This is a genomic window from Agrobacterium sp. DE0009 (assembly GCF_007680755.1).
GTDB classification, from domain to species: domain Bacteria; phylum Pseudomonadota; class Alphaproteobacteria; order Rhizobiales; family Rhizobiaceae; genus Agrobacterium; species Agrobacterium tumefaciens_B.
Window position 1 is genome coordinate 96,211 of record NZ_VEIU01000002.1, and the last position, 25,593, is coordinate 121,803.

Genomic DNA, 25,593 nt, shown 5'->3' on the forward strand with positions numbered 1-25,593 from the left:
AACATGCGGCGGGTTCATTTCATTGGCTTTTTCCGCTAGAACAGAAACAAAGCAACAGGCATTCGGACAAACCCACCTATGACGCGGGTTTTTCCCACATTCAAGGACAAGCTTCCCATGAGACTGCTGGACCGGATCGGCGAGGACCTGCCATTTCTGACGGAACTTCGTCATGATCTGCACGCCCATCCGGAATTGGGTTTCGAAGAGGAGAGAACGAGCGCCATCGTCGCCGATCTTCTCGAGCGCGCCGGGCTGAAGGTGCATCGCGGTCTTGGCGGCACCGGCGTCGTCGGCACGTTGCAGGTGGGCAACGGCACCCGCAGCATCGGCCTTCGGGCCGACATGGATGCGCTTGCCATGCCGGAGGTGCCCGAGCGGCCCTATAAATCGAAATTTCCCGGCAAGATGCATGCATGCGGCCATGATGGCCACACCGCCATGCTGCTTGGTGCGGCGCGTTACCTCGCCAAAACCCGCGACTTTTCCGGCACCGTGCATTTCATCTTCCAACCCGCCGAAGAAGGCCGTGGCGGCGCAAAAAAAATGGTCGAAGACGGGCTGTTCGACCTTTTCCCCTGCGATGCTGTCTATGGCCTGCACAACATGCCGGGGCTGGGGGTCGACGAAATGGCCGTGGTGGAAGGCCCGCAGCTTGCCTCTTCCGACAGCTGGCGCGTCACCTTCAAGGGCATCGGCACCCACGGCGCCAAACCGCATCTCGGCCGCGACCCGGTAACAGCGGCCGGCACCTTTCTCTCTTCGCTGCAAAACATCGTCGGCCGGGTGGTTGACCCGTTGCAGCCTGCCGTCGTCAGCGCTTGCTCGGTGCAGGCGGGCGACCCGAAGGCGCTCAACGTCATTCCCGATCTGGTCAAGATCGGCGGCACGGCGCGCGCCTATGAGGCAAATGTGCGCGACCAGCTGGAGACGGAAATCGGCCGGCTGGCCAAGGGCACCGCGGCGATGTTCGGCATCGAAGCAAGTTATGAATTCATCCGCCGCATTCCTCCCGTCATCAACGAGGCGGACGCGACGAAGCGGGCTCTGCGCGCCGCCAAAACCGTCTTCGGCAACAAGGCCCGCACCACCTTCCCGCCCTCGACCGCCGGCGACGATTTCGCCTTTTTCGCGGGCGAAGCTCCCGGCTGCTATGTCTGGCTCGGCAACGGCCCGGCGGTGGACGGCGCGCTGCACCACAACACCTCCTACGACTTCAACGACGCGGCCATCGTGCCCGGCGTGGCATTTTGGGCGACATTGGTGGAGCAGGAACTGGCGGGGGAATAGACCCATCCTGCTGCCCGCCGTTTTTCGAACGGCAACATCTCGGACGCTTGTGGCGAATCATCCGGCGCGGTAAATTCCGCGCACAGGCTCGACCCAAGCCTCCCCCCTCCTTTCGGGGAAGCATTCGACATGCGGGGCAATCTCATCATTGAACCATCTGTTCGGGCATTCGCATAAGGAGGGATTGCGTTTCAGACCCGCAATAGAGGTCTTGTGATGAAACTTTCTACTCCGATTTTTCAGTTGAAACGACGGGCCAAACTTATGGTCCGAAACAATGCCATTCCCCTGCATGAAGCGCTGGACCAGATTGCGCGTGAGGAAGGATTTGCACGGTGGAGCCTCCTTTCCACTCACGTTGCGGCGGGCTCCCTGTCCGAAGACCTGTTCTCGCGCATCGTGGATGGCGACATGCTTCTGCTTGCGGGCCGGCCAGGCCAGGGTAAGACAGCGCTTGGGTTTGACCTTTTGCGCGCGGCAGCCGACGACGGGAGGCAGTCTGTTCTGTTCACGCTCGAAATGTCGGAGAAACAGGCAAGGAAGCGTATCAAAAAACACGCGGCCGGTCAGAGAGAAACCGAGATCGTGGCATCGGACGAGATATGCGCGGATTACATCATCCGCCATTTGTCACCGGCCACACCCGGCACCTTCGCCGTAATCGATTACCTGCAAATACTCGACCAGCAACGGCACAAGCCGGACCTGTCGCAACAGGTAACCGCCCTTGGGGAATTCGCACAAAAGACCGGCGTCATTTTCGCATTCATCTCGCAGGTTGACCGCTCGTTTGATCCTGAAGTCAAACGGCTTCCAGATATGCGCGATATCCGCCTCCCCAACCTTCTGGATTTGCGCCTCTTCACCAAAGCCTGCTTTCTCAACAATGGCGAAACGCAGCTTCACAATGTGAACTGATAGGCTCCGGCTGCCACGACAGCGACACCGCGGCAGCCGGTCCTGATGTCATTATCCCAAAACCTCGATCACCGGGCTCTCCATCACCTGTCCCGTCAGCACATCAGCAATGCCCATATCCGTCTGGTGGGGGCCGATATTGCAGGCGAGCGTGGCGCCGAAGCAGGCTTTGAAGACGAGATAGGGTGGCTGCCATTCCACCACTTGGCCGACAGCGTCGCGTACCTCCTCGAAGTCCCGCGCCACATCTTCGAGCGGCGCATCGGACACGAGGCCGGAGAGCGGCAACGGGAGAACTGCGGTGACCTTGCCCTTGGAGGCGACGGCCATGCCGCCGCCGGTCTCGATCACTGCATTGGCCGCCAGCGCCATGTCCTCTGCATTGCCACCGAAAACGGTGAGGTTGTGGCTGTCATGCGAGACGGTGGTGGCGAAGGCGCCGTTCCAGCGTCCCCAGCCCGTGAGGAAACCGGTTTTCGTGACTGGCTCGGCCTTACCGTGGCGGTGGGTGACGGAGATCATCGCGACGCCTTCAGGTGGAACGACAACACCGTCCTTCACGTCGGCCTCCACCTCACCCCATTGGGTAAACCGCGGGCGGTCGATGGTGGCGAGGAGGACCTTTTCGCCTCCGGATTTAACTCGGAAGTCATCTGCCGAGCGCGACGGCAGCTTCATCGAGCCTTCGAGCGCCGTTGTATCACAGACGTGAGTGTCTACGAGCATGCGCCCGTATTCCGCAACCGCCTTTCCCCCGGCCAGGACATGGCGGGCCGCGAAAGCGCTCAAATCCTCAAGAACGACGATATCGGCGCGGCGACCGGCGGCGATGAGGCCTAGATCGGAGCGGCCGAGCCTTTGGGCGGCATTCAGTGTTGCGGCGCGCAGCGCCCATTCGGGCTTCAGGCCGTAACGCACAAGGCGGCGCACCACATCATCCAGCCCGCCGCCCTTGAGCAGGTCGTCGGGGAAGACATCGTCGGTGCAGAGTGTCACCGTCTGTGGCAGGTGGCCGAGCTTATTCAGTGCCTCCACAAATTCCGGCAGCAGGTGATCGTGCGAGCCGCGCAGCTCGATCGTCATTCCCGCCCTGAGCTTCGCCATGAGGTCTTCGCCCGAGACCAGTTCATGATCGGAAGAGACGCCCGCCGCCATGAAGGCATTGAGATCGGCGCCACCAAGACCGCGTGCATGGCCGCAGACCAGTTTCCCAGAGGCAAGTCCGGCCTGCACGATGCCGCTCATGCGCGGATCGCGTTCGATGACGCCGCGCATGTTCATGATTTCCGCGACGCCGCCGATTTCCGGCCAGGAGAGGAGATCGGCGAGAGTGGCGGCATCGAAATCCGCACCGCCACGCTCCAGCCCCGGTGCCGACGGCACGCAGGAAGGGGCGAGCAGAATGGCGCGCAGCGGCAGGTTTTGGATTGATTTCGCTGCCCAGCGTACGCCATCGACACCATGCACGTTGCCGAATTCATGCGGGTCCCAGACGATGGTGGTGACGCCGCGGGCGACAACCGCTGCCGCATAGGCTGCCGGCGTGATCATCGAGCTTTCGACATGCATATGCGTGTCGATCAGCCCCGGCGACACGTAGGCCCCGCCCGCGTCGATCAACTGCGCGGCATCCCTGCGGCTTGCCGGTTCGTGCACGCTGGCGATCAGCGCGCCGACAATGCCGATATCGGCGCGGCGACGCTCGCCCGTTACCACGTCCAGTAATGTTCCGCCGGTGATCAGAACATCAAAAGGCTGATCGCCACGCGCGGCAGCAACCGCACGGGTGCGCAGGGCCTCATCGTTGAGATCGGCGGGTTCCGCCAGGCGGACTTTCGCGCTCATCGGGCGGCCTCCCGGCGCAGTGCCTCCAGTATGGCCACCTTCGCGGCTACAGCATCAACGGTCACGGCAAACTGAGCGTTAAAGCCTGTCACCTTCTCCGCACGTGCCTCGACCACGGTCCTTCCCCGCGTCAGCGAAGCATGAAGTTCGACATCGATGCGCGCCTGCTGCCAGCCAAGATGATCGGAGGTGAAGCCGACTGCGGCGACTGGATCGTAAAGCGCCATGGCGGGTCTGCCACGACTGGTGGCGATGCCGATGAAACCATCAAGCAGATCGGCGATCAGGCCGGCATTCCTGCCTCCGGCATTGCGGATCGGCAGCACATCGGCGGGCGAGGCCGTGACCTTGCGGCAAGCGTCAAGATCGACCATGCGCAGCGGCAGGCCGTGGGAAAGCACGATGGCCAGCGCTTCCGGATCGGCAAAGGCGTTGAATTCGGCCGAGGCCGTGTGGTTGCCGCTGGTAAGCCCGCCACCCATCCAGGTCAGGTCGGGAATTCTGGCGGCAAGATCGGGTCGCGCGAGACACAGGGCGGCGATATTGGTGAGCGGGCCGAGCGCGAGAATGCGCTTTTCGCCCTCTTCTTCCAGCCAATTGCAAAGTGCGGCAAAGGCATCACTTTTCGGCAGAGCCGGCGCATCCGGCAGACTTTCCCCAACGGTCGGAATGCCGCTATCCCCGAGAATCGACTGCGCGGTTTCAAGTGCGCCGAGCACCGGCATGGCGCGGCCCTGATGGATCGGCATGGACCAGCCGAAGCTTGCTGCGGCACCGGCGGCGTTGCGGCAGACCGCCTCCAGCGTCGCATTTCCGAAGACAAGCGATATTCCATCAATGGCAAGGCCTGCCGATTGCACCACCATGACCGCGGCGATATCGTCGAAGCCCATATCAGTATCGATCCATACACCCATGGTCAGTTGAACACCTTTAGGGCCGCCGCTTTCTCGACCGGCAGGTCGAAGGCGAGCGTATCACCAATGGCGTGAGCGCCAAGCGCCGCATCGGTTTCCGCCTTGATGGGGCCAAGCGGCGTATCGAGCAGATATTCGCGGCTGTTCCCGGCAAAGGATGTACCGCGCACGGTTCCCTGGAAAGGACCTGAACCGAGGGTAACCATGCGCGGCCGCCAAGCCAGTCCAGATGCTGAACGGACTGGTCCGGGAAGCTGTGTTGTGCCTGTGGCGGTTTTCAAAGCGCCGCCTTCCAGCGCGAAGATGTTTTCAAAGCCGACAAAGTCAGCCACGAAAGCGGAAACCGGCGCGTTATAAATCTCTTCGGGCGTGCCGATCTGCTCAATCTTGCCGCCCTTCATGACGACAATACGGTCGGCGAGCGCGAGCGCCTCGATCTGGTCATGGGTGACGAAAATCATCGTCACACCCGTCTCCTTCTGCACGCGCTGCAGCTCGGTCCGCATTTCGAGGCGCAGGCGGGCATCGAGATTGGAGAGCGGCTCATCGAGAAGCAACACTTTCGGCTCCATGACCATGGAGCGCGCCAGCGCCACACGCTGCTGCTGGCCGCCTGACAGTTCCGCCGGCTTGCGCGAGGCGAAATTGGAAAGGCCGACCGATTTCAGGCCGGAGGCGACTTTGTCCTCCAGCGCCTTGCCGCTCATGCCCTTGAGTTTCAGGCCGAAGGCGACGTTTTCATAGACCGTCAGATGCGGGAAGAGCGCATAGGACTGGAACACCAGCCCAACGGCGCGCCTGTTGGCGGCGACGCGGGTAATATCGGCGCCATCGAGATCGATACGGCCGCCCGCCACCGGCATCAGCCCGGCAATGGCGCGCATCGTCGTGGTCTTGCCGCAGCCTGATGGTCCGAGAAGCGCAAGCAATTCGCCCTTGCGGATATCGAGATCGAGATCCTTGACGGCGACATTGCCGCCATAGGCGAGCGAGATTTTTTGGAGCGAAAGATAGTTTGCGTCAGACATAACGGGAGAACCCCAGGAAACGTTCGGCCATGAAGACGATGCCGATGGAAAGGAAGGCGAGCAGCGAAGAAAGGGCAGCCACGGAAGGATCGAAGACGATTTCCATGTAGCCTAACATATCGATGGGCAGCGTGCGCACACCGGGACCGGACAGGAACAGCGATACCGGTACCTGATTGAAACTCGTCACGAAACCGAGAATGAAAGCCGACAGGATGCCGCCGCGGATATTCGGCAGCACCACGCGGAAAAATGCGCCAAGCCGCGACGAGCCGAGCAGCACCGCCGCCTCCTCGATATCGGAGCGCAGATTGTTGAGGCTGGCAGAAACCACCCGCACCGCATAGGGCAGGATGAGCGCGGTGTGGGCGAGAAACAAAGCAAGCGTGATGCCGATGCCGAAAGGCACGACGAAATAACGCAGCAGCGCGAGACCCACGATGATGCCGGGCACGATTATCGGCGCGGAAACGATGGTGCGCACGGTTTCTGCGAAGGGCAGCTTGTAGCGCGACATGGCGTAGGAAGCGGGAATGCCGAGGATGAGCGCCGTAAACGTGCCGCCGATGGCAAGGAACATCGACATTGCGAAGCTCTCGCGAAAACTTTCCACCGTGAAGACCTTTGCGATCCACTTCAGTGAAAAGCCCTGCGGCGGAAAGGCGAGCGTATCGCCGGCCGAAAACGAGGCCGCGACGATGATGAGGAACGGCCCGATCAGGAAACCGACGACAAGCAGAAGCGTGAGCGGAATGAAGAGCTGCCGGGTCATTTCTTGTTCCTCGCGGTGGCGATGCGCTTCAGCAGGATATTGGCGGCAAAGCTCATGACGATCAGGATGAAGGCGATGACGCTGGCGGCGACGAAATTGTTGGAAACCGTGACCTGCTGGTAAAGCAGGGTTTCCAGCATCAACACCTTCGAACCGCCGAGAATGGCAGGCGTGATATAGGCAGTCAGCGAACCGGTAAAGACCAGCGTACCGCCAACAACCAATCCTTCCTTGGTGAGCGGCAAAATGACCTTCCAGAACACCTGAAACCAGTTTGCGCCGAGCACGCGGGCGGCCGCGATCGTATCCTTCGGCATGTTTTCCAAGGCGCTGATGAGCGAGATGATCATCAATGGCAGGAAGAGCTGCAGAAGGCCGACGAAGACGGCCGTTTCGGAAAAGAGGATGCGGATCGGCCCGTCACTCAGGCCCACCGCCTGCAGCGCCTGGTTAACGATGCCGGTTCTGCCGAGAATGACGATCCAGGCATAGGTTCTCGCAACCGGCGAGATCATCAGCGGCAGCACGACGAGATTAACGACATGGCCCTTCGTGCCCGGCGACAGGTTGACGATGGCGAAAGCCGCCGCATAGCCCACCACCGCCGAAGCGACAGTGACGAGCGCGCCGAGCTTCAGCGTACGCAGGAAAACCGTCTGGTTCAGCGGATCGGAAAAGAAAGCGGCATAGGCCGATAACGTCCAGCCGTCAGCGGTGCGAAAGCCCTCCGACAGAAGCATGAAGACCGGCACGAGAAAGACCGCCGCCGCGAAAATCGCAGCGGGCAAGGCAAGCGCCAGCGCTTCGGCCCGGTTTTGAAACATGGGTTATTTCCTGAACGGCCATGAGGCCGGTTGTTACGGCAGCCGGACGGACCGGCCTACGATCAAAAGAGGCGGAAAAGCGGTCAGGGGACGACCGAACCGCTTTTCCGGGAATGGAGCCGCCCTTCCGGACGATGCCCCATTCCAAACGGTAAAACGACTTACTGGCCGACCTTGGCGTTCCACTCCGACAACCACTTGTCGCGGTTATCGAGCGTCACGTCGGAAGGAATGAGCTGCAGACTCTTCGCGGTCTCGTCGCCATAGGTGATGTTGTTTGCCACCTCGTCGGAAACCTTGACTTCCCTGTTGGTCGGGCTGTCCACCAGCTTTTCGGCGAGAGCCTTCTGAACGTCGGTCGAAAGCCAGAAATCCATGAACTGCAGCGCGAGATCTTCGTTCTTCGTACCCTTCGGTACGACGAGCACGTTCATGCCGCCGGTCTGGCCTTCCTTGGGCGTCGCCCAGGCGAGCGGCAGGTCGAGCTTGGTGAACGGCGCCCAGGAGAAGCGGCCGATCGGGGCTGCCCAGATTTCTTCCTGCTGCATGAGCTGCACCAGCTGCGAGGACTTGACGTAGAAAGTGACGATCTCGTCCTTCTTCTCACCCACGGCCTCGATGGCGCCGGCAAGATCAGGCGTATCCTTGCCGATGGCCTTGCCCAGCATGTAAAGCGCCGGCGGGCCCTGATTGGTGGTAACGTTCGGGAAGGCGACGTGGTCAACAATGCCGTCCTTCAAAAGATCGGCCCAGCTGTCGATCTTCATCTTGTCGGTCCGGTAAACGATTGAGGTGGCGTAGAAATTGACGCCGACGCTCATGCCGTCGCCATTCGGATCCTTGGCGATGTCATAGAGCTTTCCAATATTCGGAACCTTGGAAGCATCTATCTTCTGGATCAGGTCCTTGCGGGTGGCCGACAATGCATCGGCCATGGAAACGATAGCGAGATCGACAACCGGATTGGCCTTGTTGGCTTCCATCTTGGCCAGACGCTCGACGCTGTTGCCGGTCTCGACGACCAGCTTGCAGCCGCATTGCTTTTCGAACGGCGTATAGACCAGCTCCTTGAATTCATCCTGCGCGAAGGCATAGACGGAAATCGTCAGAGTCTTGTCCTGCGCCTGCGCCGCTCCCATCGTCAGCATCAGGGCGGTGCCCGATGCAAAAATGAACTTTTTCATGGTGTGAGTTCTCCTGCTGTCGTTTTTTTGGCTTCAATCGCATCATGCTTTGTCTTGCCGGTGGAGCCGCGCATGATCAGCGCCATCGGTACTTTCGAGATGTCTGCGGTCACTTCGCCCGCGATGCCGTTTTCGCCCGCGCTGTCGATGGCGCGCAGCAACGCTCCAACCGCCAGATCGGCGATGCGGCCCATATCCATGCGCATGGTCGTGAGCGGCGGGGTGACGACGGCGGAAAAGATGAGATCGTCAAATCCGGTGACGCTTGCCTTCTCCGGCACCTCGATACCCTCGCGCTGCAATTCGGTTAGCACCCGCAACGCATGCAGGTCGGAGATGGCGGCAAAGGCGGTGAAGCCTTCCGCAACCAGATCGGCAAGTCCCAGCCGGCAGCCGGCACCATCAACCTCTTCGAGGCTGTCGATCCAGAGCGTCCGGGTCACACAGGCCTTGCCGAGACCATCACGAATGCCGCCGAGACGGTCGTTCTGCACGTTGGAGTCGCGGTTCTTGCCGACAAGCACCACCTTGCGGTGCCCAAGGCTCGCCAGATAATCGCCCACCTGCCGCCCGCCATCCCAATGGTCGGCGGCGACGGTGTTTCCGGGCGTTGATGGACTGTCGATGACCGCAACCGGACAATCGACGTTGGCGATACGCGTGCCGCGGCGGGGAACGATGACCATACCATCCACCCCGCGCTCGATCAGACGGTTGATGGCATCCGTCTGCATGGCGATTTCGCCGCGCGCATCGGCAATCAGCACGCCGTAACCGGCATTGACCGCCGCCTTTTCGATGGCCTGGGCGATCTGGGGGAAAAGAGGGTTGGCGATATCGGGCAGTACCAGCCCCAGAACGCCCGATTTACCGGTGCGTAGCGCCCTGCCCGCAGAACTCGGCACGTAACCCAGTTCGCTTGCCGTCCTGCGGATACGCTCCACCAGCTCCGGTGAAACACGGCCCTTGCCGGAAAGCGCATTGGAAACGGTTGCCACCGACACGCCGAGTGCCGCTGCTATCGCGCTCAGATTGGTGGCAGGCCGTGACAATGCCATGAATGGTCCGGAGAGTAGATTAAACGTTTAATCAGGATAAGCGAGGCGTGCCCCGCTGTCGAGTCCTGCCCCGTCAAAATAAGGCGAAAAGCTGGGCACAAAGGTTAAATGCCCGAAAAAAGAGCGATTATTTTTACAGGGTCGGCGTGTTGGCGGCGCGATAAGCCTCTACCTGACGCACCAGCCAATCCCGAAACAGAACGACCGGAACGTGATTGGCGCGCGAAAGCGGCGCCACCGCATAGTAAGAACTGGGGCTTTTTGCCTGATGGTCGAAGGCTTTGACCAGCTGTTTGGATTTCAGCTCGTTATCGATCAGGAACAGCGGCATGAGCGCCACGCCAAGACCGGCGATGCAGGCCTGCGCGACGCTTGAGAACTGCTCAAACCGCATGCCCTGCGGCAGAGCGAGTGACAGGCCGAGGCTCTCGAACCAGTGTCCCCAGGCCCCCGGCCGCGAGGCCATGTGCAGCAACGGCAGGGCAGCTATATCCTCGCCCCTTTCCACCGGGTGGGAGCTGAGGAATTGCGGGCTGCACACCGGGGCCACCATTTCATGCATGAGAAAGGTGCTCTCCGCTCCCGGCCAGTCGGCCTGACCGATATGGATTGCCATGTCCAGCTGCTCGCGCTCAAAGTCGAACTGGCCGATGCGAGTGGCGAAATTGATGGTGATTTCCGGATGGTTCGCCACGAAGTCCGGGATGCGCGGCAAGAGCCAGCGGGTGCCGAAGGTTGGCAGCATGGCGAGGTTTAGCGTATTGCCATGCGTTTTGGTCATGATCTGAAGTGAAGCTGAGCGTATCTCGCCAAGCGCCGCCGCGATCGATTTTGCGTAGACCCGTCCTTCGGCGGTCAGCGCGACGCCTCGGGCACCGCGCTCGAACAGGCGCACACCAAGCTGTTCTTCGAGTGACATAACCTGCCGGCTGATCGCCCCCTGCGTCAGCGCCAGCTCATCGGCGGCGGCGGAGAAACTGCCCAGCCGCGCCACGGAATCGAAAGCGGCGAGCGCGCTGGTGGATGGCAGGAGTTTACGGCTGAGTGATGTCATGAGCTATTACTATAGGTAATGCAAAAATGAGTAAACATGGCTTGTGTGCAGGGGGTCGAATAAGAATAATCCGGCCAGCAAATCCGGAGACATCACGTGAGCGAACGCGCAGCATTCAATTGGCAGGACCCTTTTCTGCTGGAAGACCAACTGACCGATGATGAGCGGATGATCCGCGACAGCGCCGAGGCCTTCGGCAAATCCGAATTGCTGCCGCGCATCTCGGAAGCCTATCTTTCTGAAACCACCGAACCGGAACTCTTCCGCCTGATGGGCCGCACCGGCCTGCTTGGCGTTACCCTGCCGGAGGAATATGGCGCGGCCAATGCAAGCTATGTGGCCTATGGTCTCGTCGCCCGCGAGGTGGAGCGGATCGACAGCGGTTACCGCTCAATGATGAGCGTGCAGTCCTCGCTCGTCATTCACCCGATCTTCGCTTACGGCTCGGACGAACAGAAGAAGAAATACCTGCCGGGCCTCGTTTCCGGCGAACTGATCGGCTGCTTCGGCCTCACCGAGCCGGATGCCGGTTCCGATCCCGGCGGCATGAAGACCCGCGCCGAGAAGATCGAGGGCGGTTATCGCCTGCGCGGTTCGAAGATGTGGATTTCCAACGCCCCGATCGCCGATGTCTTCGTGGTCTGGGCCAAATCCGAAGCGCATGGCAACGAGATCCGCGGCTTCGTGCTGGAAAAGGGCATGAAGGGCCTTTCCGCTCCCAAGATCGGCGGCAAGCTTTCGCTGCGCGCCTCTATAACGGGCGAGATCGTCATGGATGGCGTGGAAGTCGGCGAAGACGCACTGCTGCCCGACGTCTCCGGCCTGAAGGGCCCGTTCGGCTGCCTCAACCGCGCCCGCTACGGCATTTCCTGGGGCGTGATGGGCGCTGCGGAAGATTGCTGGATCCGCGCCCGCCAATATGGTTTGGACCGCAAGCAGTTCGGCAAGCCGCTCGCCGGTACCCAGCTTTACCAGAAGAAGCTCGCCGACATGCAGACGGAAATCGCGCTTGGCCTTCAGGCATCGCTGCGCGTTGGCCGGCTGATGGACGAGCACAAGATGGCGCCGGAGATGATTTCCATCGTCAAGCGCAACAATTGCGGCAAGGCGCTGGACATTGCCCGCCAAGCCCGCGACATGCATGGCGGCAACGGCATCCAGATCGAATATCACGTCATGCGTCACGCCCAGAACCTCGAAACGGTCAACACCTATGAGGGAACGCATGACGTCCACGCGCTTATCCTCGGCCGGGCGCAGACGGGAATTCAGGCGTTTTTCTGAGATCCATCGCGAACATATCTTTTGCTGAAACGCGAAACCGCCCGGGCACGCCAGCCCGAGCGGCACAGTGACATACCAAATCAGGTAATTCGCGCTATCGGCACCTCTCCCCGCCTCCGATAATCTCTAAGCGCAACCCGAAGGAGTGGCGGTTCACACCGGCCCTCAGGCCTTCACTTGCGCTCCAGTTCCGGCCGACTTCGCGCAATGCGGGCAAACTGGCGTTCTCGTCGCCCGTAGACTCCATATTAAAAAGCTCCATTCCCGTCATCCGAGTGAAACAATCGACCGATACGCACCTATCTGGAACGATTCCAGATTGAACGGTGGAGACACGGATATGACCAACATCGATACAAGTAAACTGTCCTGGGACGAGTGGGACGAACTTCAGAACCCCCCGCCGGCCGAAACCGACTTCGACCGAGTCGTTGAGACCGCACTTTCCCGCCGCGGTTTTCTCGGCGGCGTACTCGCCTTCGGTTCGGCCGCAGCCGCCATGGGCACGCTCGGCAATCTGATGAGCAGCACCTCGGCTGAGGCGCAAGAAGCCGCCGTCGGCCGTTTCCCCTTCAAGCCGGTTTCCGCCGCCACCGACCACACCATCCATGTTCCGGAAGGCTATAACTGGAAGCCGCTGGCGAAATGGGGTCAGCCGCTTTTCTCCAACATTCCGGATCTCGACCCCGCCAAGGGCGTCAACGTTGAAAACTCGGACAAGGTCTTCGGTGAAAACACCGATGGCATGGAGCTTTTTGTCGTCGGCAACCATCAGCTGATTGCCGTCAATCATGAATATGTGAACCCGGAAACCAACCTGCCGCACACTGACAAGGGCAATCCGAAGACGGCTGACGACGTGAAGATCCTGCAGAACATGCAGGGTGTCACCGTCATGGAAGTGGCGGAAGACAAGGATGGCTGGAAGATCGTTCTCGACAGCCCCTTCAATCGCCGCATCCACCACAATACGCCGATGAAGCTTTCCGGCCCGGCCGCAGGCTCCGACCTCGTCAAGACCGCCGCCGACCCTGATGGTGTCGACTGTCTCGGGACCTTCAACAATTGCGGCGCCGGCCGCACGCCCTGGGGCACCTATCTCACCTGCGAAGAAAACTTCAACGGCTATTTCGGCACCACCGACGCCGCCTTCAAATTGCCTGACGATTACAAGCGTTACGGCATCGTCGCCGAGACGCGCTACGCCTATGAGAAGTTCGACGAGCGCTTCGACGTCGCCAAGAACCCCAACGAACCGCGCCGCGCCGGTTACGTGGTCGAGATCGATCCTTCGGACGCCAAATCCACCCCCATCAAGCGCACTGCGCTTGGCCGCATCAAGCATGAAAACGCCGCCGTGGTGATTGCCCGTGACGGCCGTGTGGTCGTTTACATGGGCGATGATGAACGCGGTGAATTTCTCTATAAATTCGTCTCCAACGGCATTTACGTGCCCGGCGGCGACACCTCTAAGCTGCTCGACGAAGGCACTCTCTTCGTCGCCAAGTTCTCCGATGACGGGGCCGGCGAATGGCTCGCCCTGACGCCGGAAACGACAGGCATGAAGATCGACGAAATCTGCGTCTTCACCCGTCAGGCCGCTTCCAAGGTCGGTGCGACGACAATGGACCGCCCGGAATGGGTTGCCATCAACCCGGTCGCCATCGAAGCCTATTGCGCGCTGACCAACAACAGCCGTCGCGGTGAAATGAAGGACGGCAAGCTGCGCAGCAATGCGGGCGGCGACGCCATGGCAATCAATGCCGCCAACCCGCGCGAAAAGAACGAATACGGCCAGATCGTGCGCTGGTACCCCGAAAATGACGACCACGCGGACGCAAAGTTCAAGTGGGACCTGTTCTGCATGGCCGGCAACCCTTCCGTTCACAAGGATGCCTATGCAGGGTCCTCGAACATCAACGAAGGCAACATGTTCAATTCGCCTGACGGTATGATGTTCGATAGCACCGGCCTGCTCTGGATCCAGACCGATGGCGAGGACACCAACGAAGGCAATTTCGCCGGCCAGGGCAACAACCAGATGCTGGCAGGCGACCCGGCAACCGGTCGTATCGAGCGCTTCCTGACTGCACCGAAGGGTTCCGAAGTTACCGGCCAGACCTGGTCGGCGGACAAACGCACTCACTTCGTTGGCATCCAGCATCCCGACGCGCCCTTCCCCGACGGCGAGGGAAAGCTGCCACGCTCTACCATCATCGCCATCAAGCGCGATGACAACGTGAAAATCGGCTGATCGGCACAGGATGAAGGCTCAGCCTCCTTCACTGTTCTCGTCGCAACACATCAGAACACCGTGCATCTCCAAGGTGCGCGGTGTTCCTCATGTGCGATGAATAGGCCGCTTGGAAATGCTAAAGCACGGCAAGTCTGGGTGAGCCGTCGGGCCTGCTCATCCTCCCGCCATTGCACAGTCCGCCTTACCCATGACATTTCTGCTTGCAGCAGCTCTACGAGCCCGGAGCCTGATCGCTCTCTCCCGGGACGAGCAGCATCGGCCAAATGCAATGTCTGGGCTGATCTGGATAGAAGGGCGCGTAAGCCGGCATGGTCGATAACAATGTCTGTGCCACAGTCACACCGAGATCGTGCAGGGACATGCGAAAACTGGTGAGGCGCGGTTCCAGAAACTGGCCGCGCGGCCCGTCGCGGAAACCGACGACGGCAAGATCCCGCCCCGGTTTCAGACCAGCTTCCGCAAGGCGGCGATAAAGACCGACCGCCATCAGCTCGTAGATCAGCACGATCGCGGTTGGCCGGGGCCGCATCTGCAGCCATTCGCTGGCGGCGTGATAACCGCCTTGCTCGCTGGATTTCGCCCGGATGACCAGAGAGGAGTCATAGGCAATGCCGTTGTCTTCGAGCGCCCGCCTGTATCCTTCGAGGAAAACGTAACCGAGATTGATATCGCTGTCCGGTGCGGCAACCGCGATCGAACGATGCCCCGCTGCGGCAAGCCGATCGACGGCACTTTTTGCTACCCCCTCGAAATCGAGATCGATCCAGGCGTGATTGTCGCTGGAGGCCGTGCGGCCGAGCGACACGAAAGGCAGCCGGTTCTGCTTCAGGAAATCCACGCGTTTGTCGGTACGCCGGGTGGCGGAAATGATCATCGCATCCACCATGCGCCGCGCCACCATGCGCTTCAGATATTCATCCGGGTCCTCTTCACCTGGGCAAGGCAGAACGATGAGATCGAGATTATGTGCTGAAAACACGCTTTGCAGACCATCCGTCACGCCCAGGAAGAAGTTGTCGGAGTTTTCAACCGTCTGCGCGTCGCTGCCGGTCATCAGGCCGATGACATTGGTGGTTCCCTGCCGTAGGCTGCGGCCGGACTGGTTTGCGACATAACCCAGCTTTTCGGCCGCTTCCAGAACACGCCGTCGCGTCTCTTCGTTCACATCCGGCTTGCCGTTCAGAGCGCGGGAAACGGTGCCTATCGATATCTCCAGATAATCGGCAAGCTGGCGAATTCCTTTCATGCACTCCCCTCCCTGGCCCGGCGCGCAAACAACGCGCCCCTCAACGGTCTTGACATATCTAACATCATCGTCATAGTCTCGTAAACGTTTACGACGCTCTGCGCAAATAGGAGTTTGCAAAAGAGCCCGGGGAGATGAGATGAATTTTAATGCCGTTTTATGCGGGTGCGGAGCCATGGCCAAAGGCTGGTTGCGCGCCATTCAATCGACGCCAGACATTGCCGGCGCGATCAAGATCGTCGGTCTGGTGGATCTGAACGAGAACACGGCCCGCGCGCTTGCCGAAGAATTCGCTCTTACCGATGCGGTCATCGGCACCGATCTTCGCGCCGTTATTGCTGAAACGAAAGCCGACATCCTTTTCGATATCGTCATCCCCCAGGCGCGCTTCGCCGTGGTTGAAGCCGGTCTCGCGGCCGGGTGCCATGTGCTGAGCGAAAAGCCGCTTGCCGCCTCGATGGAAGAAGCTGCGACGCTGGTGGAACTGGCGAAAAAAGCCGGCAAAATTCATGCTGTGGTGCAAAACCGGCGATTCGTAGCCGGTATCCGGCGGCTGCGCCGCGCACTGGAAGACGGGATCATCGGTGATCTGACAGCCATCCATTGTGATTTCTTCCTCGGGCCCCATTTCGGCGGCTTCCGTGAAGAAATGAAGAACGTCCTGCTTCTCGACATGGCGATCCACACCTTTGATGCGGCCCGTTTCGTCGCCAATGAGAAGCCCATCTCCGTCTTTTGCGTGGAGAAGAACCCTGCTGGCTCCTGGTATGCCCATGGCGCGAGCGCCAACGCCATTTTCGAGTTCTCGAATGACGTCGTCTTCACCTATCGCGGTTCCTGGTGCGCCGAAGGCGAGCGGACCAGCTGGGAAGCCCGCTGGCGGCTGATCGGTTCTAAGGGCATGATCGTCTGGGACGGGGAAGACAATTTCTCCGCCTCGGTGGCCGGTGACGAACAGGGGCTTCTGCGCGGATTCAAGACCGTAAACGTTTCCGAAGCCATTTCCGAGAAGGATACGCGGGGCCATGCCAGCGTCATTCTCTCATTCCTCGACTCCATTCGCACGGGTGAGATGCCGGAAACGGCCTCCTTCGACAACATCAACAGCCTTGCCATGGTAATGGGCGCGATCGAAAGCGCTCGCCTCGGCCAGCCTGTGTTAATTGCAGCATAAGGACTGAAAGCGTGAGCAATCCGGCAACATCCATCCGCATCGGTACCATGGTCAGCGCCAGCAAAGGCCAGGCGGCCGAACGCATCGGCCAGATCGCCGATCTCGGCTTCGAAAGCTTCGAGCCGTTCTTCTGGCAAACGACCAATGGTCAGGATCTTGCCGAGCTCGGCAAGCGCTGCCTTGACGCCATCGGCGAGCGCGACATCACCATCGGTACGCTCGGCATGTTCGGCAATCCGCTGGAAGAGACCGATATCGACCTTGAGACATTGCAGGGCTGGAAAGACTGCATCGACAACGCCCATCATTTCGGCGCCACCTGCGTTGCGGGTTTCACCGGCCGCTTGCGCGGCAAACCGCTGCCGGAAAGCCTGCCTCGATACAAGGAGATCTGGAGCGAGCTTGCCAAGCGCGCCGCCGACAAGGGCATAAAGATTGCCTTCGAAAACTGCGCCATGGACGGTAACTGGCAGACCGGAGACTGGAACATCGCCCATAACCCAGATGCGTGGGAGATGATGTTCAACGAAACCCCCGACGAGAATATCGGCATCGAGTGGGAACCCTGCCACCAGATGGTCTACCTCATCGATCCGCTGCCGCAGATCCGCAAATGGGCGGACAAGATTTTCCACGTCCACGGCAAGGATGCGACCATCCGTTGGGACGTCATCCGCGAGCATGGCATTTTCGGCAAGGAGAAGTTCGTCTTCATGCGCACGCCCGGCTTCGGCGACAGCAACTGGACGGACATTATTTCCGAACTGCGCCTTGCCGGCTGGTCTGGCTCGATCGACATCGAAGGCTGGCATGACCCCGTCTATCGCGATGCGCTTGAGATGACGGGGCAGGTTCACGGCCTGAACTATCTGAAAAAATGCCGCGGCGGCGATTTCGTCGTCGACCCGACATAACCGAAACCTTTTGGGAGAAGGTTTCCAGAGATTGCAAAGACGATAACCAAAAGGAGGAGATTATGGGTATCGCGAAATGCATTATGGCCGGCGCTTTCTTGCTCGCGGGCGTATCGGCTGGCGCCATTGCAGCACAGGCGGAAGATGTGACGTTGACGCTGTGGTCGCTGGATCGCGATATCCAGCCCGCACCGAACCTTATAAAGGAATTCAACGCGCTCAATAACGGGATCAAGATCGAATACCGGCAACTGCAGTTCGATGATGTGGTCAGCGAATCCATGCGCGCCTATTCTACCGGGAATGCGCCTGACATCATCGCCATAGACAACCCCAACCACGCCATGTTCGCGTCACGAGGCGCGTTTCTCGACGTAACGGACATGATCGCCGAATCGGATGTCATCAAGACGGAGAACTACTTTCCGGGTCCGCTGAAATCCGTGACGTGGGACGGCAAATATTACGGGGTTCCGAAAGCCACGAATACGATCGCGCTTTATTACAACAAGGATCTGTTCAAGGCCGCCGGTCTCGATGCGGCAAAACCGCCGCAGACCTGGGACGAACTGGTGGACACTGCCCGCAAGCTCACCAACCCCGCCAAGAATGTCTACGGCATCAGCTTCAGCGCCAAGGCGAACGAGGAAGGCACCTTCCAGTTCCTACCCTGGGCTCAGATGGCGGGAGCGACATATAAGAACATCAATACGGACGGCGCGGTAAAGGCGCTTGAGACGTGGAAACTGATGCTGGATGAAAAGCTGGCATCGCCTGATACGCTCACGCGCAGCCAGTGGGACTCCACCGCCACGTTCAATGCCGGCAACGCTGCCATGGCGATATCAGGTCCGTGGGAAATCGACCGCATGCTCAAGGACGCCAAGTTCGATTGGGGCGTGGCGCTGCTGCCTGTGCCAACGCCTGACGCACCACGCTCTTCGGCCATGGGCGACTATAACTGGGCGATCTTCTCGAAGACGAAGCATCCGGAAGAGGCTTTCAAGGCAATCGAATTCTTCGCCTCCAAGGACAAGGACATGTTCAAGAATTTCGGCCAATTGCCGGCGCGTTCCGATATTCCGGTTCCGCCGACCGGCAATGCGCTGAAGGACGAAGCATTGAAAACCTTCGTCGAGCAGCTGAAATACGCCCAGCCGCGTGGCCCTTCGCCAGAATGGCCAAAGATTTCCAAGGCCATCCAGGATGCCATTCAGGGTGCGCTTTCGGGTCAGATGACGCCGAAGGCGGCCCTTGATCAGGCCGCTGAAAAGATAAAGCTGATCGAAGGCTGATCTATCGGGGCGGGCGGCAGGTTCATCCTGCCCCCACCCAAGGGTTCCTCCCGGTGGGGCTGTCTGTCGCGACAAGCGGCGGCGGCCCCGACTGGAGCGTGTGAGGATGTTTCATGAAAAAACTGTTTTCCAGCGTCAGTGACGGTCGCGGTTTCGACATCGTCCTTGTCGCATTTCCTTTGGGCTTCCTGTTCGTCATGGCCGGGCTGCCGCTCATCTACAACATCGTCATGAGCTTTCAGGAAGTCGACATGTTCAGCCTGGGCACCTTCGTGCGCCCATTCGTCGGCTTCAAGAACTATGTCGACCTGTTCAAGCAGCCAGAAACCCTGCCGATCCTGATGAATACCGTCACCTTCGTCGTGGCCTCGATCGCCGGGCAGTTCGCAATCGGCTTTGGCCTCGCACTGTTTTTCTGGGTGAACTTTCCCGGCGCAACCTGGTTGCGCGGCCTATTCCTCGTCTCGTGGGTCATGCCCGGCCTTGTCGTCGGGGCCATCTGGAACTGGATCCTCTCAGGCGATTTCGGTGTGCTAAATTTCTTCCTGCGCGAAAGCGGTCTGATATCAGGCAATATCTTCTGGCGTTCGGATGCGAATTTTTCGCTCTGGGCGGTCGTCATCGCCAATATTTGGCTCGGCACCTCCTTTAACATGATCCTGCTCTCGGTCGGCCTCGCTTCCATTCCCGGCGATCTCTACGAGGCTGCGGAGCTGGACGGCGCCAATGCCTGGCAGCGCTTTTACACCATCACCCTGCCGATGATGCGCTCCACCATCGGCGCGATCGTCTCGCTCGGTCTGATCTTCACGCTGCAGCAATTCGATCTTTTTGCCGCCATTACCGATGGCGGGCCGAATAACAGTTCCAACGTGGCGCAATATTGGGCCTGGGACCTCTCATTCCGGCAATATGATTTCGGCAAAGGCGCGACGATATCGGTCATCATGATCGTATTCGTCATGCTGGCCTCCGTCGTTTACGTGCGCTCTACACGGCATGAGGTGCGCGGATGAGCATCACCAACCGCAACCGCCTGATGCTGGTTATCGCCATTGTGCTTGCCATCATCTACCTCTTCCCGCTTTACTGGATGTATCTGACGTCGCTTAAAAGCGGCTCTGAAATGTTTGCCAACCCGCCTTCCTTCTGGCCCGGTGATCCGCAATGGCAGACCTATGTCTATGTGTGGGAAAGCCGCAACATGGGGCGTTACCTGTGGAATTCGGTGCTGATCGCCTCCAGTGCGGTGCTGCTGATCACCATTCTCGGTGTCGGTTGCGCCTATGTTCTGGCTCGGTACCGCAATGTCTGGGTGGATATCGGCCTGTTCCTCATCCTCATGCTGCAGGTGCTGCCGGCGTCGCTGATGATCACGCCGATCTTCGTCGGTTTCTCGCAATTCGGGCTCCTGGATTATCCGCGCCTGTCGGTCATCCTCGCCATCGCCGCCAAAAGCATGCCCTTCTTCGTCGTGCTTGTCCGCGCCACCTTCATGGCCGTTCCGCAGGAGCTGGAAGAGGCCGCACTTGTGGATGGCAACTCCCGCGTCGGCGCGTTTTTTAACATCGTGCTGCCGCTTGCCAGAAATGGCATCCTCGTCAGTGCCATTCTCATCTTCATGCAGGCTTTCGGCGAGTTCGTTTATTCGAAATCGATGATCCAGGCGGCGGAACTGCAGCCAGCCAGCGTCGGCCTCAATTCCTTCATGGGCCCCAATACCAGCGAATGGAACAACATCATGGCCTATGCGACCATGTATGTAACGCCCATTCTCGCCCTCTTCATTCTCTTGCAGCGCCGCATTGTGTCCGGCCTGACATCAGGAGCGCTCAAATGACCCTTCAGATCGAACTATCCGGCGTCAACAAATATTACGGCGCCTTCCACGCCCTGAAAAACATTGACCTTTCCATCAAGAAAGGCACCTTCGTCGCACTTGTCGGTCCCTCCGGCTGCGGCAAGTCCACGCTTCTGCGTTCGCTGGCGGGGCTGGAAACCATTTCGGCAGGCGATATGCGTATTGCCGGCACGCTCATGAACGGTGTGCCGCCGCGCAAGCGCGACGTGGCCATGGTGTTCCAGTCTTATGCGCTTTACCCGCATATGACGGTGGAGGAAAACCTCACCTATTCGCTGCGCATGCGCGGCGTTGCCAAGGCGGAGGCCCGCAAGGCCGCAGAGGAAGTAGCCGCCACGACCGGACTTTCAAAACTGATGAAGCGCTATCCGCGCGAACTCTCCGGCGGCCAACGCCAGCGCGTGGCCATGAGCCGGGCGATCATCCGCAATCCGCAGGCCTTCCTTTTCGACGAGCCGCTCTCCAACCTTGATGCAGCCCTACGCGTCCACATGCGCAAGGAAATCCGCGCGCTGCATGATCGCCTGCACGCCACCTCCGTTTATGTCACCCACGATCAGATTGAGGCGATGACGATGGCCGACCATGTCGTCGTGATGCGCGATGGCGTGATCGAACAGCAGGGCACGCCGCTTGAACTCTACGACCGCCCCGTCAATCGTTTCGTTGCAGGTTTCATCGGCTCGCCGGCAATGAATTTCATTCCGGCCGTTGTCAGCCCGGATGGCACTTCGCTTCTGCTGCAGTTCGGTGAAGGCGAACCGCAGCAGTCGATCGGGGCTCCGGTTTCCCTGCCGCCGGGCAAGCGGGTCATCGTTGGCATTCGACCTGAGCATATCCGGCCGACGGGAGCGCAGGACGCGGCGTTGACGCAGCCTGTGTCTGCCGTCGAAACAACCGGCTCGGCCACCTTCCTCACCCTTGGCAACACCACCGAACTGGTTATCGCGGTGCAGGGACGCAGCGCGGTCAAGGCCGGTGAGATGATCGGCCTCGACATCAACCCGGCCGACATGCACCTCTTCGATGAGGAAACAGGTGTTGGCCTCGCAAAGCGGTAGGCCGTGATCCCGGGACGTATGCGTTGCGGGTCGCGTCAAACGGTCCGCTCTCGTCGCATCAACGCGATTTGAAGATGTCAAACAAGCTACGGCGGGCAGCTGCAGAGGTTGAGGTGGCTGTCGCCTCGCCAACCTCGCGTGCTGCAATCGCCGGAGCAGCAGGTCCATCAATATCCACCCAGCGACCGGCATGGTCCGTGGATTGACGTTTCAAGTAGGTGTAGGGCGTTTCATCCCAGCGCAGAACCTTGGCCTGCATATTGTCGAGGATAAAGTCCCCCCGGTCCGTTCTCACTGTCAGGATGGCATGGCCCGCCCCGCGTTCATCCCGCACTACCGTTATCAACAGGTCCGAAACATCGAGACCAGCCTGCATCAGGCGCCTACGCTTCTCCAGCGCCAGGTCTTCGCAATCTCCCGCGCCGTTATCGGGATATTCCCAATAGTCCTCGTAACCCCAGACTTCCATATCGCTTCTCTGATCGATCTCAACATTGACGGCATTGTTGACCGACACGATAGTCGCCCAGAGATCAGGCGTCAGATTAAGCGGTGGCATTGACTTGACTGGCTGGCATTCTGCGGAATGCCTCTGACAAAACTCGTAATGTCCGATCGGCTGAGATGTGATCCTGCCCGTCTGCATCGATGGAGACGCCTGCGCCGGCGCGGCCAGAGCGACGACAGTCAGAATGAAACATGCTTGAAGCGATTTGATGAGATAGGTCATGTTCGTCTCCTGACGACATGAGCTATCCGTGGCCGCTTGAGGTCACATGAAACAAAACGTTCGATTTTTAACGACCGCAAAAATTGAGGTGCAGAAGTTTCGAAACGGAATTCAGACCGACGAGATCGCTAACCTGACGAGCCGAAGTGACGGTATCGTCGTCGCGCTCGCAGGAACGCCGGCCGGGGAGAAGCTTAAACGTTGCGACGAACGGCTATTACATCTTTCGGTTGCCAGCCTTTCTTCTCAGTTAACCTTGCATCTTACCGATGATGTAATGATGGGCATGTTAAAAATTGCGCATGTACTTGAAGAGCGCATGAATGACGATACTCACTGCCTTACAAAAACTGCGGGACTTCATGTCCGTGCGGTCCGACAACCCTGATCTGCTGAAAGCACAACATCAAGCTTTCACGCGACAGATGCCGATGATGTATTTCATCCTGCTTTCCAGCACATGGGCGCTGGCCGCGACGCATATTCGGTTTGCACCGCTTTGGCTGACCGTCGGCGTTCCGGCTCTATTCACGCTTGGCTGCACGCTCAGGATAGCCTTCTGGTGGAGAACGCGGGGCATAGAGCCATCGGCTGGGGTTGCTCATGCCATATTAAGGCGGACAAATCGACTGGCCGGCGGTATCGCCATCGCATTTACGATCTGGTCCTTTTTGCTGGTGCCCTATGGCGATGCCTATACGCGTTCCCATGTTGCCTTCTATATGGCGATCACCGTCATATCGTGCATCTTCTGTCTGATGTATGTCCGCTCGGCCGCATTTATGGTGACAGTCATCGTCAACGGTGCCTTCATCGCCTTCTTCCTGGCCTCGCGGCAACCGACCTTCGTCGCCATTGCCATCAATATGTTGCTGGTGTGCACCGGCATGATGTCGATCCTGCTCACAAATTACCGCAATTTCGAAAACATGGTCATTTCGCAGAAGCGCACCGAGGCACTCAGCAACGAAAACCTGCTGCTTGCCAACAGGGACAGTCTGACCGAACTGCCCAACCGTCGCGCTTTTTTTGCGCATCTGGAAGCGGAGCTTGAAAAGGCGAAAGCCAATGGCACGCGGCTGGCTTTGGGCGTTATCGATCTGGACGGTTTCAAGCCGGTGAACGACCTCTACGGCCACTCGGTGGGCGACAGGTTACTGATAAATGTCAGCAAGCGCCTCAGTGAGAGCCTGAAAGCAAGCAAGGCTTTTCGACTGGGCGGCGACGAATTTGCCATCATCGCTCCGGTCATTCCTGACGACGCGCAGCTCGTGGCCAATGCCAATGCGATCTCCGAGCGATTAAGAGCGCCCTACCATATGGCGGAGGGCACGGTTCATGTTTCCGCATCCATGGGCATTGCCGTGTTTCCACATCTCGCCTCGACACTCGAGGAGCTTTTCGACCGGGCGGATTACGCGCTTTATCATGCCAAGAGGACCCGGCGTGGGGACGCCGTTCTGTTCGACGCCGAACACGAGAAGCAGATCAACATCGAGGCCCGCATCGTACACCTGCTCAAACAGACGGAGATTGAAAAAGAGCTATCGGTTGTCTTCCAGCCTGTGGTCGACATACGCGACGGAACAACGGCGTGTTTTGAAGCGCTGGCGCGATGGAGTAGTCCCGTTCTTGGACAGGTGCCACCTTCCCAATTCTTCGCCATAGCGGAACGCGCGGGTATTGTCAGTTCGCTGACGCGGCCGCTTTTGAAGAGGGCGCTCGCATCGGCGTCACAATGGCCGCCGTCGGTGCGACTTTCGTTCAACCTGTCGGCCCAGGATCTCAACGCCTGCGAAGGCGTGCTCTCTCTGATCGGCATCATCGAAAACAGCGGATTCGATGCCCGCCGTCTTGATCTCGAAATTACCGAGACAGCTTTTGCCCATGATTTCAAACAGGTCAAACAGTCGGTCGAAATGCTGCGGCGGCTCGGCTGCGGTATCTCACTCGATGATTTCGGCACCGGCTACTCGAGCCTCACCCGGCTGCACGCGTTACCGCTCACCAAAATCAAGATTGACCGCAGCTTCGTAACCGACCTGCATGAAAAACCGGCCAGCTACAAAATCGTGAAATCGCTTCTCGCCCTCAGCCGGGACATGGAGCTGGAATGCGTGGTCGAAGGGGTGGAAACACCCGCCGAACTGGCGACACTCGAAAGCCTCGGCGCCACGCTGGTACAGGGCTACATTTTCGCGCCACCGCTTAAAGAGCGGGATGTAGTGGAATTTCTGTCGGTACAGGCTGCCACGCAAGGTAGCCTCACCCAAACCGGGCAGTGAATCCCGTGTAAGCCGCTTCTCTCACTTTAGCAGTAAAATTGCGACGTGCACACGTGCAGCATTGCAGAAACGATGGAACGGTTTTTCCGCGCATGAGTTTATTTTTCGTGAACCAAGACAGGAGGAAGAACCATGGACCACAGCAATCATGTCCGCCTTGCGGAAACCGAACTGACGCCTTCCGTGCTTGAAGGCGCGACCGTTTATGGCGCAGATGACCACAAGGTCGGTAAAGTCGACCACGTGCACGGCGCTGGTGCGAGCAGCACCGCAATCATCGACATCGGCGGATTCCTCGGGATTGGCGCAAAGCCCGTTGCCGTTCCCCTCAGCGATCTCGACTTCATGCGTGATGAAGACGGTGATGTACACGCCGTCACATCCTGGACGAAGGATCAGCTGAAAGAGATGCCAGAGCATCATCACTGAGTTCGATTTAACCCATCCTTAAACGCCCGGCCAAGCCGGGCGTTTTTGCGTTGGGAGCTTTTCCCCTTTGTCCAAAGACCGCGCGGCGCTCACCAAATGGAACCGTTGGGCCGATCAGGCATTTTTAAGACGCGCGATATTTGGTCGCGGGCAATTGAAGGGGACGA

23 protein-coding genes are annotated in these 25,593 nt (G+C 59.4%); 13 read left to right on the plus strand and 10 right to left on the minus strand.

Annotation, left to right across the window (positions count from 1 at the left end; genetic code table 11):
* Positions 1–117: 117 nt before the first annotated feature.
* Complete coding sequence (locus FS804_RS09920; RefSeq protein ID WP_186376752.1) at positions 118–1,290, plus strand: M20 aminoacylase family protein; 1,173 nt, start codon at positions 118–120, stop codon at positions 1,288–1,290.
* Positions 1,291–1,506: 216 nt separating this feature from the next.
* Positions 1,507–2,208: a DNA helicase gene (locus tag FS804_RS09925; RefSeq protein WP_144576457.1), complete on the plus strand. Its 702-nt coding sequence runs from the start codon at positions 1,507–1,509 to the stop codon at positions 2,206–2,208.
* Positions 2,209–2,259: 51 nt separating this feature from the next.
* On the opposite strand, the gene FS804_RS09930 is transcribed toward FS804_RS09925, so the two are convergent.
* From FS804_RS09930 to FS804_RS09965, 8 genes are all read right to left on the minus strand, one after another.
* Positions 2,260–4,053 (minus strand): adenine deaminase, encoded by a 1,794-nt coding sequence (locus FS804_RS09930; RefSeq protein ID WP_144576458.1) that lies wholly within the window; start codon positions 4,051–4,053, stop codon positions 2,260–2,262.
* Entirely contained in the window at positions 4,050–4,970 is a 921-nt protein-coding gene (locus FS804_RS09935) for a nucleoside hydrolase (protein WP_144576459.1), read from the minus strand. Before FS804_RS09935 ends, FS804_RS09930 begins: the two co-directional genes overlap by 4 nt.
* Positions 4,971–4,972: 2 nt before the next feature.
* Entirely contained in the window at positions 4,973–5,998 is a 1,026-nt protein-coding gene (locus tag FS804_RS09940; RefSeq protein ID WP_144576460.1) for an ABC transporter ATP-binding protein, read from the minus strand.
* A complete protein-coding gene (locus FS804_RS09945) occupies positions 5,991–6,770 on the minus strand; it encodes an ABC transporter permease (protein WP_006315562.1) in 780 nt (259 codons plus the stop codon). The genes FS804_RS09940 and FS804_RS09945 overlap by 8 nt, the downstream gene beginning before the upstream one ends.
* Positions 6,767–7,594: an ABC transporter permease gene (locus FS804_RS09950; RefSeq protein ID WP_144576461.1), complete on the minus strand. Its 828-nt coding sequence runs from the start codon at positions 7,592–7,594 to the stop codon at positions 6,767–6,769. Before FS804_RS09950 ends, FS804_RS09945 begins: the two co-directional genes overlap by 4 nt.
* Before the next feature lie 161 nt (positions 7,595–7,755).
* Positions 7,756–8,778 carry an ABC transporter substrate-binding protein gene (locus FS804_RS09955; protein WP_063946947.1) on the minus strand — a complete coding sequence of 341 codons (1,023 nt, stop codon included), beginning with the start codon at positions 8,776–8,778 and terminating at the stop codon, positions 7,756–7,758.
* Positions 8,775–9,836 (minus strand): LacI family DNA-binding transcriptional regulator, encoded by a 1,062-nt coding sequence (locus tag FS804_RS09960; protein ID WP_063946946.1) that lies wholly within the window; start codon positions 9,834–9,836, stop codon positions 8,775–8,777. The genes FS804_RS09955 and FS804_RS09960 overlap by 4 nt, the downstream gene beginning before the upstream one ends.
* A gap of 133 nt (positions 9,837–9,969) precedes the next feature.
* Positions 9,970–10,890: a LysR family transcriptional regulator gene (locus FS804_RS09965; protein WP_144576462.1), complete on the minus strand. Its 921-nt coding sequence runs from the start codon at positions 10,888–10,890 to the stop codon at positions 9,970–9,972.
* A 96-nt stretch (positions 10,891–10,986) separates the two neighbouring features.
* Between FS804_RS09965 and FS804_RS09970 the strand changes: the two genes are divergently transcribed.
* Both FS804_RS09970 and FS804_RS09975 read left to right on the plus strand, forming a co-directional pair.
* On the plus strand, positions 10,987–12,174 hold the full coding sequence (locus FS804_RS09970; RefSeq protein WP_063946944.1) for an acyl-CoA dehydrogenase: 1,188 nt from the start codon (positions 10,987–10,989) through the stop codon (positions 12,172–12,174).
* 340 nt (positions 12,175–12,514) lie between these two features.
* Complete coding sequence (locus tag FS804_RS09975) at positions 12,515–14,428, plus strand: PhoX family phosphatase (RefSeq protein ID WP_144576463.1); 1,914 nt, start codon at positions 12,515–12,517, stop codon at positions 14,426–14,428.
* A gap of 214 nt (positions 14,429–14,642) precedes the next feature.
* Here FS804_RS09975 and FS804_RS09980 read toward each other — a convergent pair whose 3' ends face one another.
* Complete coding sequence (locus tag FS804_RS09980) at positions 14,643–15,677, minus strand: LacI family DNA-binding transcriptional regulator (protein ID WP_063946942.1); 1,035 nt, start codon at positions 15,675–15,677, stop codon at positions 14,643–14,645.
* Positions 15,678–15,816: 139 nt separating this feature from the next.
* Here FS804_RS09980 and FS804_RS09985 point away from each other — a divergent pair, with 139 nt between their 5' ends.
* The 6 genes from FS804_RS09985 (at position 15,817) to FS804_RS10010 (ending at position 21,982) form a co-directional block, all read left to right on the plus strand.
* Positions 15,817–16,851, plus strand: coding sequence for a Gfo/Idh/MocA family protein (locus FS804_RS09985; protein WP_063946941.1), 1,035 nt, complete (start codon positions 15,817–15,819; stop codon positions 16,849–16,851).
* 11 nt (positions 16,852–16,862) lie between these two features.
* Positions 16,863–17,765: a sugar phosphate isomerase/epimerase gene (locus FS804_RS09990; protein WP_144576464.1), complete on the plus strand. Its 903-nt coding sequence runs from the start codon at positions 16,863–16,865 to the stop codon at positions 17,763–17,765.
* A gap of 62 nt (positions 17,766–17,827) precedes the next feature.
* Positions 17,828–19,060, plus strand: coding sequence for a sugar ABC transporter substrate-binding protein (locus FS804_RS09995; RefSeq protein WP_144576465.1), 1,233 nt, complete (start codon positions 17,828–17,830; stop codon positions 19,058–19,060).
* 113 nt (positions 19,061–19,173) lie between these two features.
* Positions 19,174–20,076, plus strand: a complete 903-nt coding sequence (locus FS804_RS10000; RefSeq protein WP_063946938.1) for a carbohydrate ABC transporter permease — start codon at positions 19,174–19,176, stop codon at positions 20,074–20,076.
* On the plus strand, positions 20,073–20,900 hold the full coding sequence (locus FS804_RS10005; RefSeq protein WP_144576466.1) for a carbohydrate ABC transporter permease: 828 nt from the start codon (positions 20,073–20,075) through the stop codon (positions 20,898–20,900). Before FS804_RS10000 ends, FS804_RS10005 begins: the two co-directional genes overlap by 4 nt.
* On the plus strand, positions 20,897–21,982 hold the full coding sequence (locus tag FS804_RS10010; RefSeq protein WP_144576467.1) for an ABC transporter ATP-binding protein: 1,086 nt from the start codon (positions 20,897–20,899) through the stop codon (positions 21,980–21,982). The genes FS804_RS10005 and FS804_RS10010 overlap by 4 nt, the downstream gene beginning before the upstream one ends.
* A gap of 58 nt (positions 21,983–22,040) precedes the next feature.
* On the opposite strand, the gene FS804_RS10015 is transcribed toward FS804_RS10010, so the two are convergent.
* Positions 22,041–22,712: a transglutaminase-like cysteine peptidase gene (locus tag FS804_RS10015; RefSeq protein ID WP_144576468.1), complete on the minus strand. Its 672-nt coding sequence runs from the start codon at positions 22,710–22,712 to the stop codon at positions 22,041–22,043.
* Positions 22,713–22,758: 46 nt separating this feature from the next.
* Here FS804_RS10015 and FS804_RS10020 point away from each other — a divergent pair, with 46 nt between their 5' ends.
* The 3 genes from FS804_RS10020 (at position 22,759) to FS804_RS10030 (ending at position 25,426) form a co-directional block, all read left to right on the plus strand.
* Positions 22,759–23,100, plus strand: a complete 342-nt coding sequence (locus tag FS804_RS10020; protein ID WP_144576469.1) for a hypothetical protein — start codon at positions 22,759–22,761, stop codon at positions 23,098–23,100.
* A complete protein-coding gene (locus FS804_RS10025) occupies positions 23,036–24,997 on the plus strand; it encodes a bifunctional diguanylate cyclase/phosphodiesterase (protein WP_186376753.1) in 1,962 nt (653 codons plus the stop codon). The genes FS804_RS10020 and FS804_RS10025 overlap by 65 nt, the downstream gene beginning before the upstream one ends.
* 132 nt (positions 24,998–25,129) lie before the next feature.
* Complete coding sequence (locus FS804_RS10030; protein ID WP_144576470.1) at positions 25,130–25,426, plus strand: PRC-barrel domain-containing protein; 297 nt, start codon at positions 25,130–25,132, stop codon at positions 25,424–25,426.
* Positions 25,427–25,593 lie beyond the last annotated feature (167 nt).

Bases quoted from the DNA above. Each gene is read 5' to 3' on its own strand.
- FS804_RS09920 (WP_186376752.1), top strand. From the start codon at position 118: ATGAGACTGCTGGACCGGATCGGCGAGGACCTGCCATTTCTGACGGAA.
- FS804_RS09925 (WP_144576457.1), top strand. From the start codon at position 1,507: ATGAAACTTTCTACTCCGATTTTTCAGTTGAAACGACGGGCCAAACTT.
- FS804_RS09930 (WP_144576458.1), bottom strand. From the start codon at position 4,053: ATGAGCGCGAAAGTCCGCCTGGCGGAACCCGCCGATCTCAACGATGAG.
- FS804_RS09935 (WP_144576459.1), bottom strand. From the start codon at position 4,970: ATGGGTGTATGGATCGATACTGATATGGGCTTCGACGATATCGCCGCG.
- FS804_RS09940 (WP_144576460.1), bottom strand. From the start codon at position 5,998: ATGTCTGACGCAAACTATCTTTCGCTCCAAAAAATCTCGCTCGCCTAT.
- FS804_RS09945 (WP_006315562.1), bottom strand. From the start codon at position 6,770: ATGACCCGGCAGCTCTTCATTCCGCTCACGCTTCTGCTTGTCGTCGGT.
- FS804_RS09950 (WP_144576461.1), bottom strand. From the start codon at position 7,594: ATGTTTCAAAACCGGGCCGAAGCGCTGGCGCTTGCCTTGCCCGCTGCG.
- FS804_RS09955 (WP_063946947.1), bottom strand. From the start codon at position 8,778: ATGAAAAAGTTCATTTTTGCATCGGGCACCGCCCTGATGCTGACGATG.
- FS804_RS09960 (WP_063946946.1), bottom strand. From the start codon at position 9,836: ATGGCATTGTCACGGCCTGCCACCAATCTGAGCGCGATAGCAGCGGCA.
- FS804_RS09965 (WP_144576462.1), bottom strand. From the start codon at position 10,890: ATGACATCACTCAGCCGTAAACTCCTGCCATCCACCAGCGCGCTCGCC.
- FS804_RS09975 (WP_144576463.1), top strand. From the start codon at position 12,515: ATGACCAACATCGATACAAGTAAACTGTCCTGGGACGAGTGGGACGAA.
- FS804_RS09980 (WP_063946942.1), bottom strand. From the start codon at position 15,677: ATGAAAGGAATTCGCCAGCTTGCCGATTATCTGGAGATATCGATAGGC.
- FS804_RS09985 (WP_063946941.1), top strand. From the start codon at position 15,817: ATGAATTTTAATGCCGTTTTATGCGGGTGCGGAGCCATGGCCAAAGGC.
- FS804_RS09995 (WP_144576465.1), top strand. From the start codon at position 17,828: ATGGGTATCGCGAAATGCATTATGGCCGGCGCTTTCTTGCTCGCGGGC.
- FS804_RS10000 (WP_063946938.1), top strand. From the start codon at position 19,174: ATGAAAAAACTGTTTTCCAGCGTCAGTGACGGTCGCGGTTTCGACATC.
- FS804_RS10005 (WP_144576466.1), top strand. From the start codon at position 20,073: ATGAGCATCACCAACCGCAACCGCCTGATGCTGGTTATCGCCATTGTG.
- FS804_RS10010 (WP_144576467.1), top strand. From the start codon at position 20,897: ATGACCCTTCAGATCGAACTATCCGGCGTCAACAAATATTACGGCGCC.
- FS804_RS10015 (WP_144576468.1), bottom strand. From the start codon at position 22,712: ATGACCTATCTCATCAAATCGCTTCAAGCATGTTTCATTCTGACTGTC.
- FS804_RS10020 (WP_144576469.1), top strand. From the start codon at position 22,759: ATGAAACAAAACGTTCGATTTTTAACGACCGCAAAAATTGAGGTGCAG.
- FS804_RS10025 (WP_186376753.1), top strand. From the start codon at position 23,036: ATGACGATACTCACTGCCTTACAAAAACTGCGGGACTTCATGTCCGTG.
- FS804_RS10030 (WP_144576470.1), top strand. From the start codon at position 25,130: ATGGACCACAGCAATCATGTCCGCCTTGCGGAAACCGAACTGACGCCT.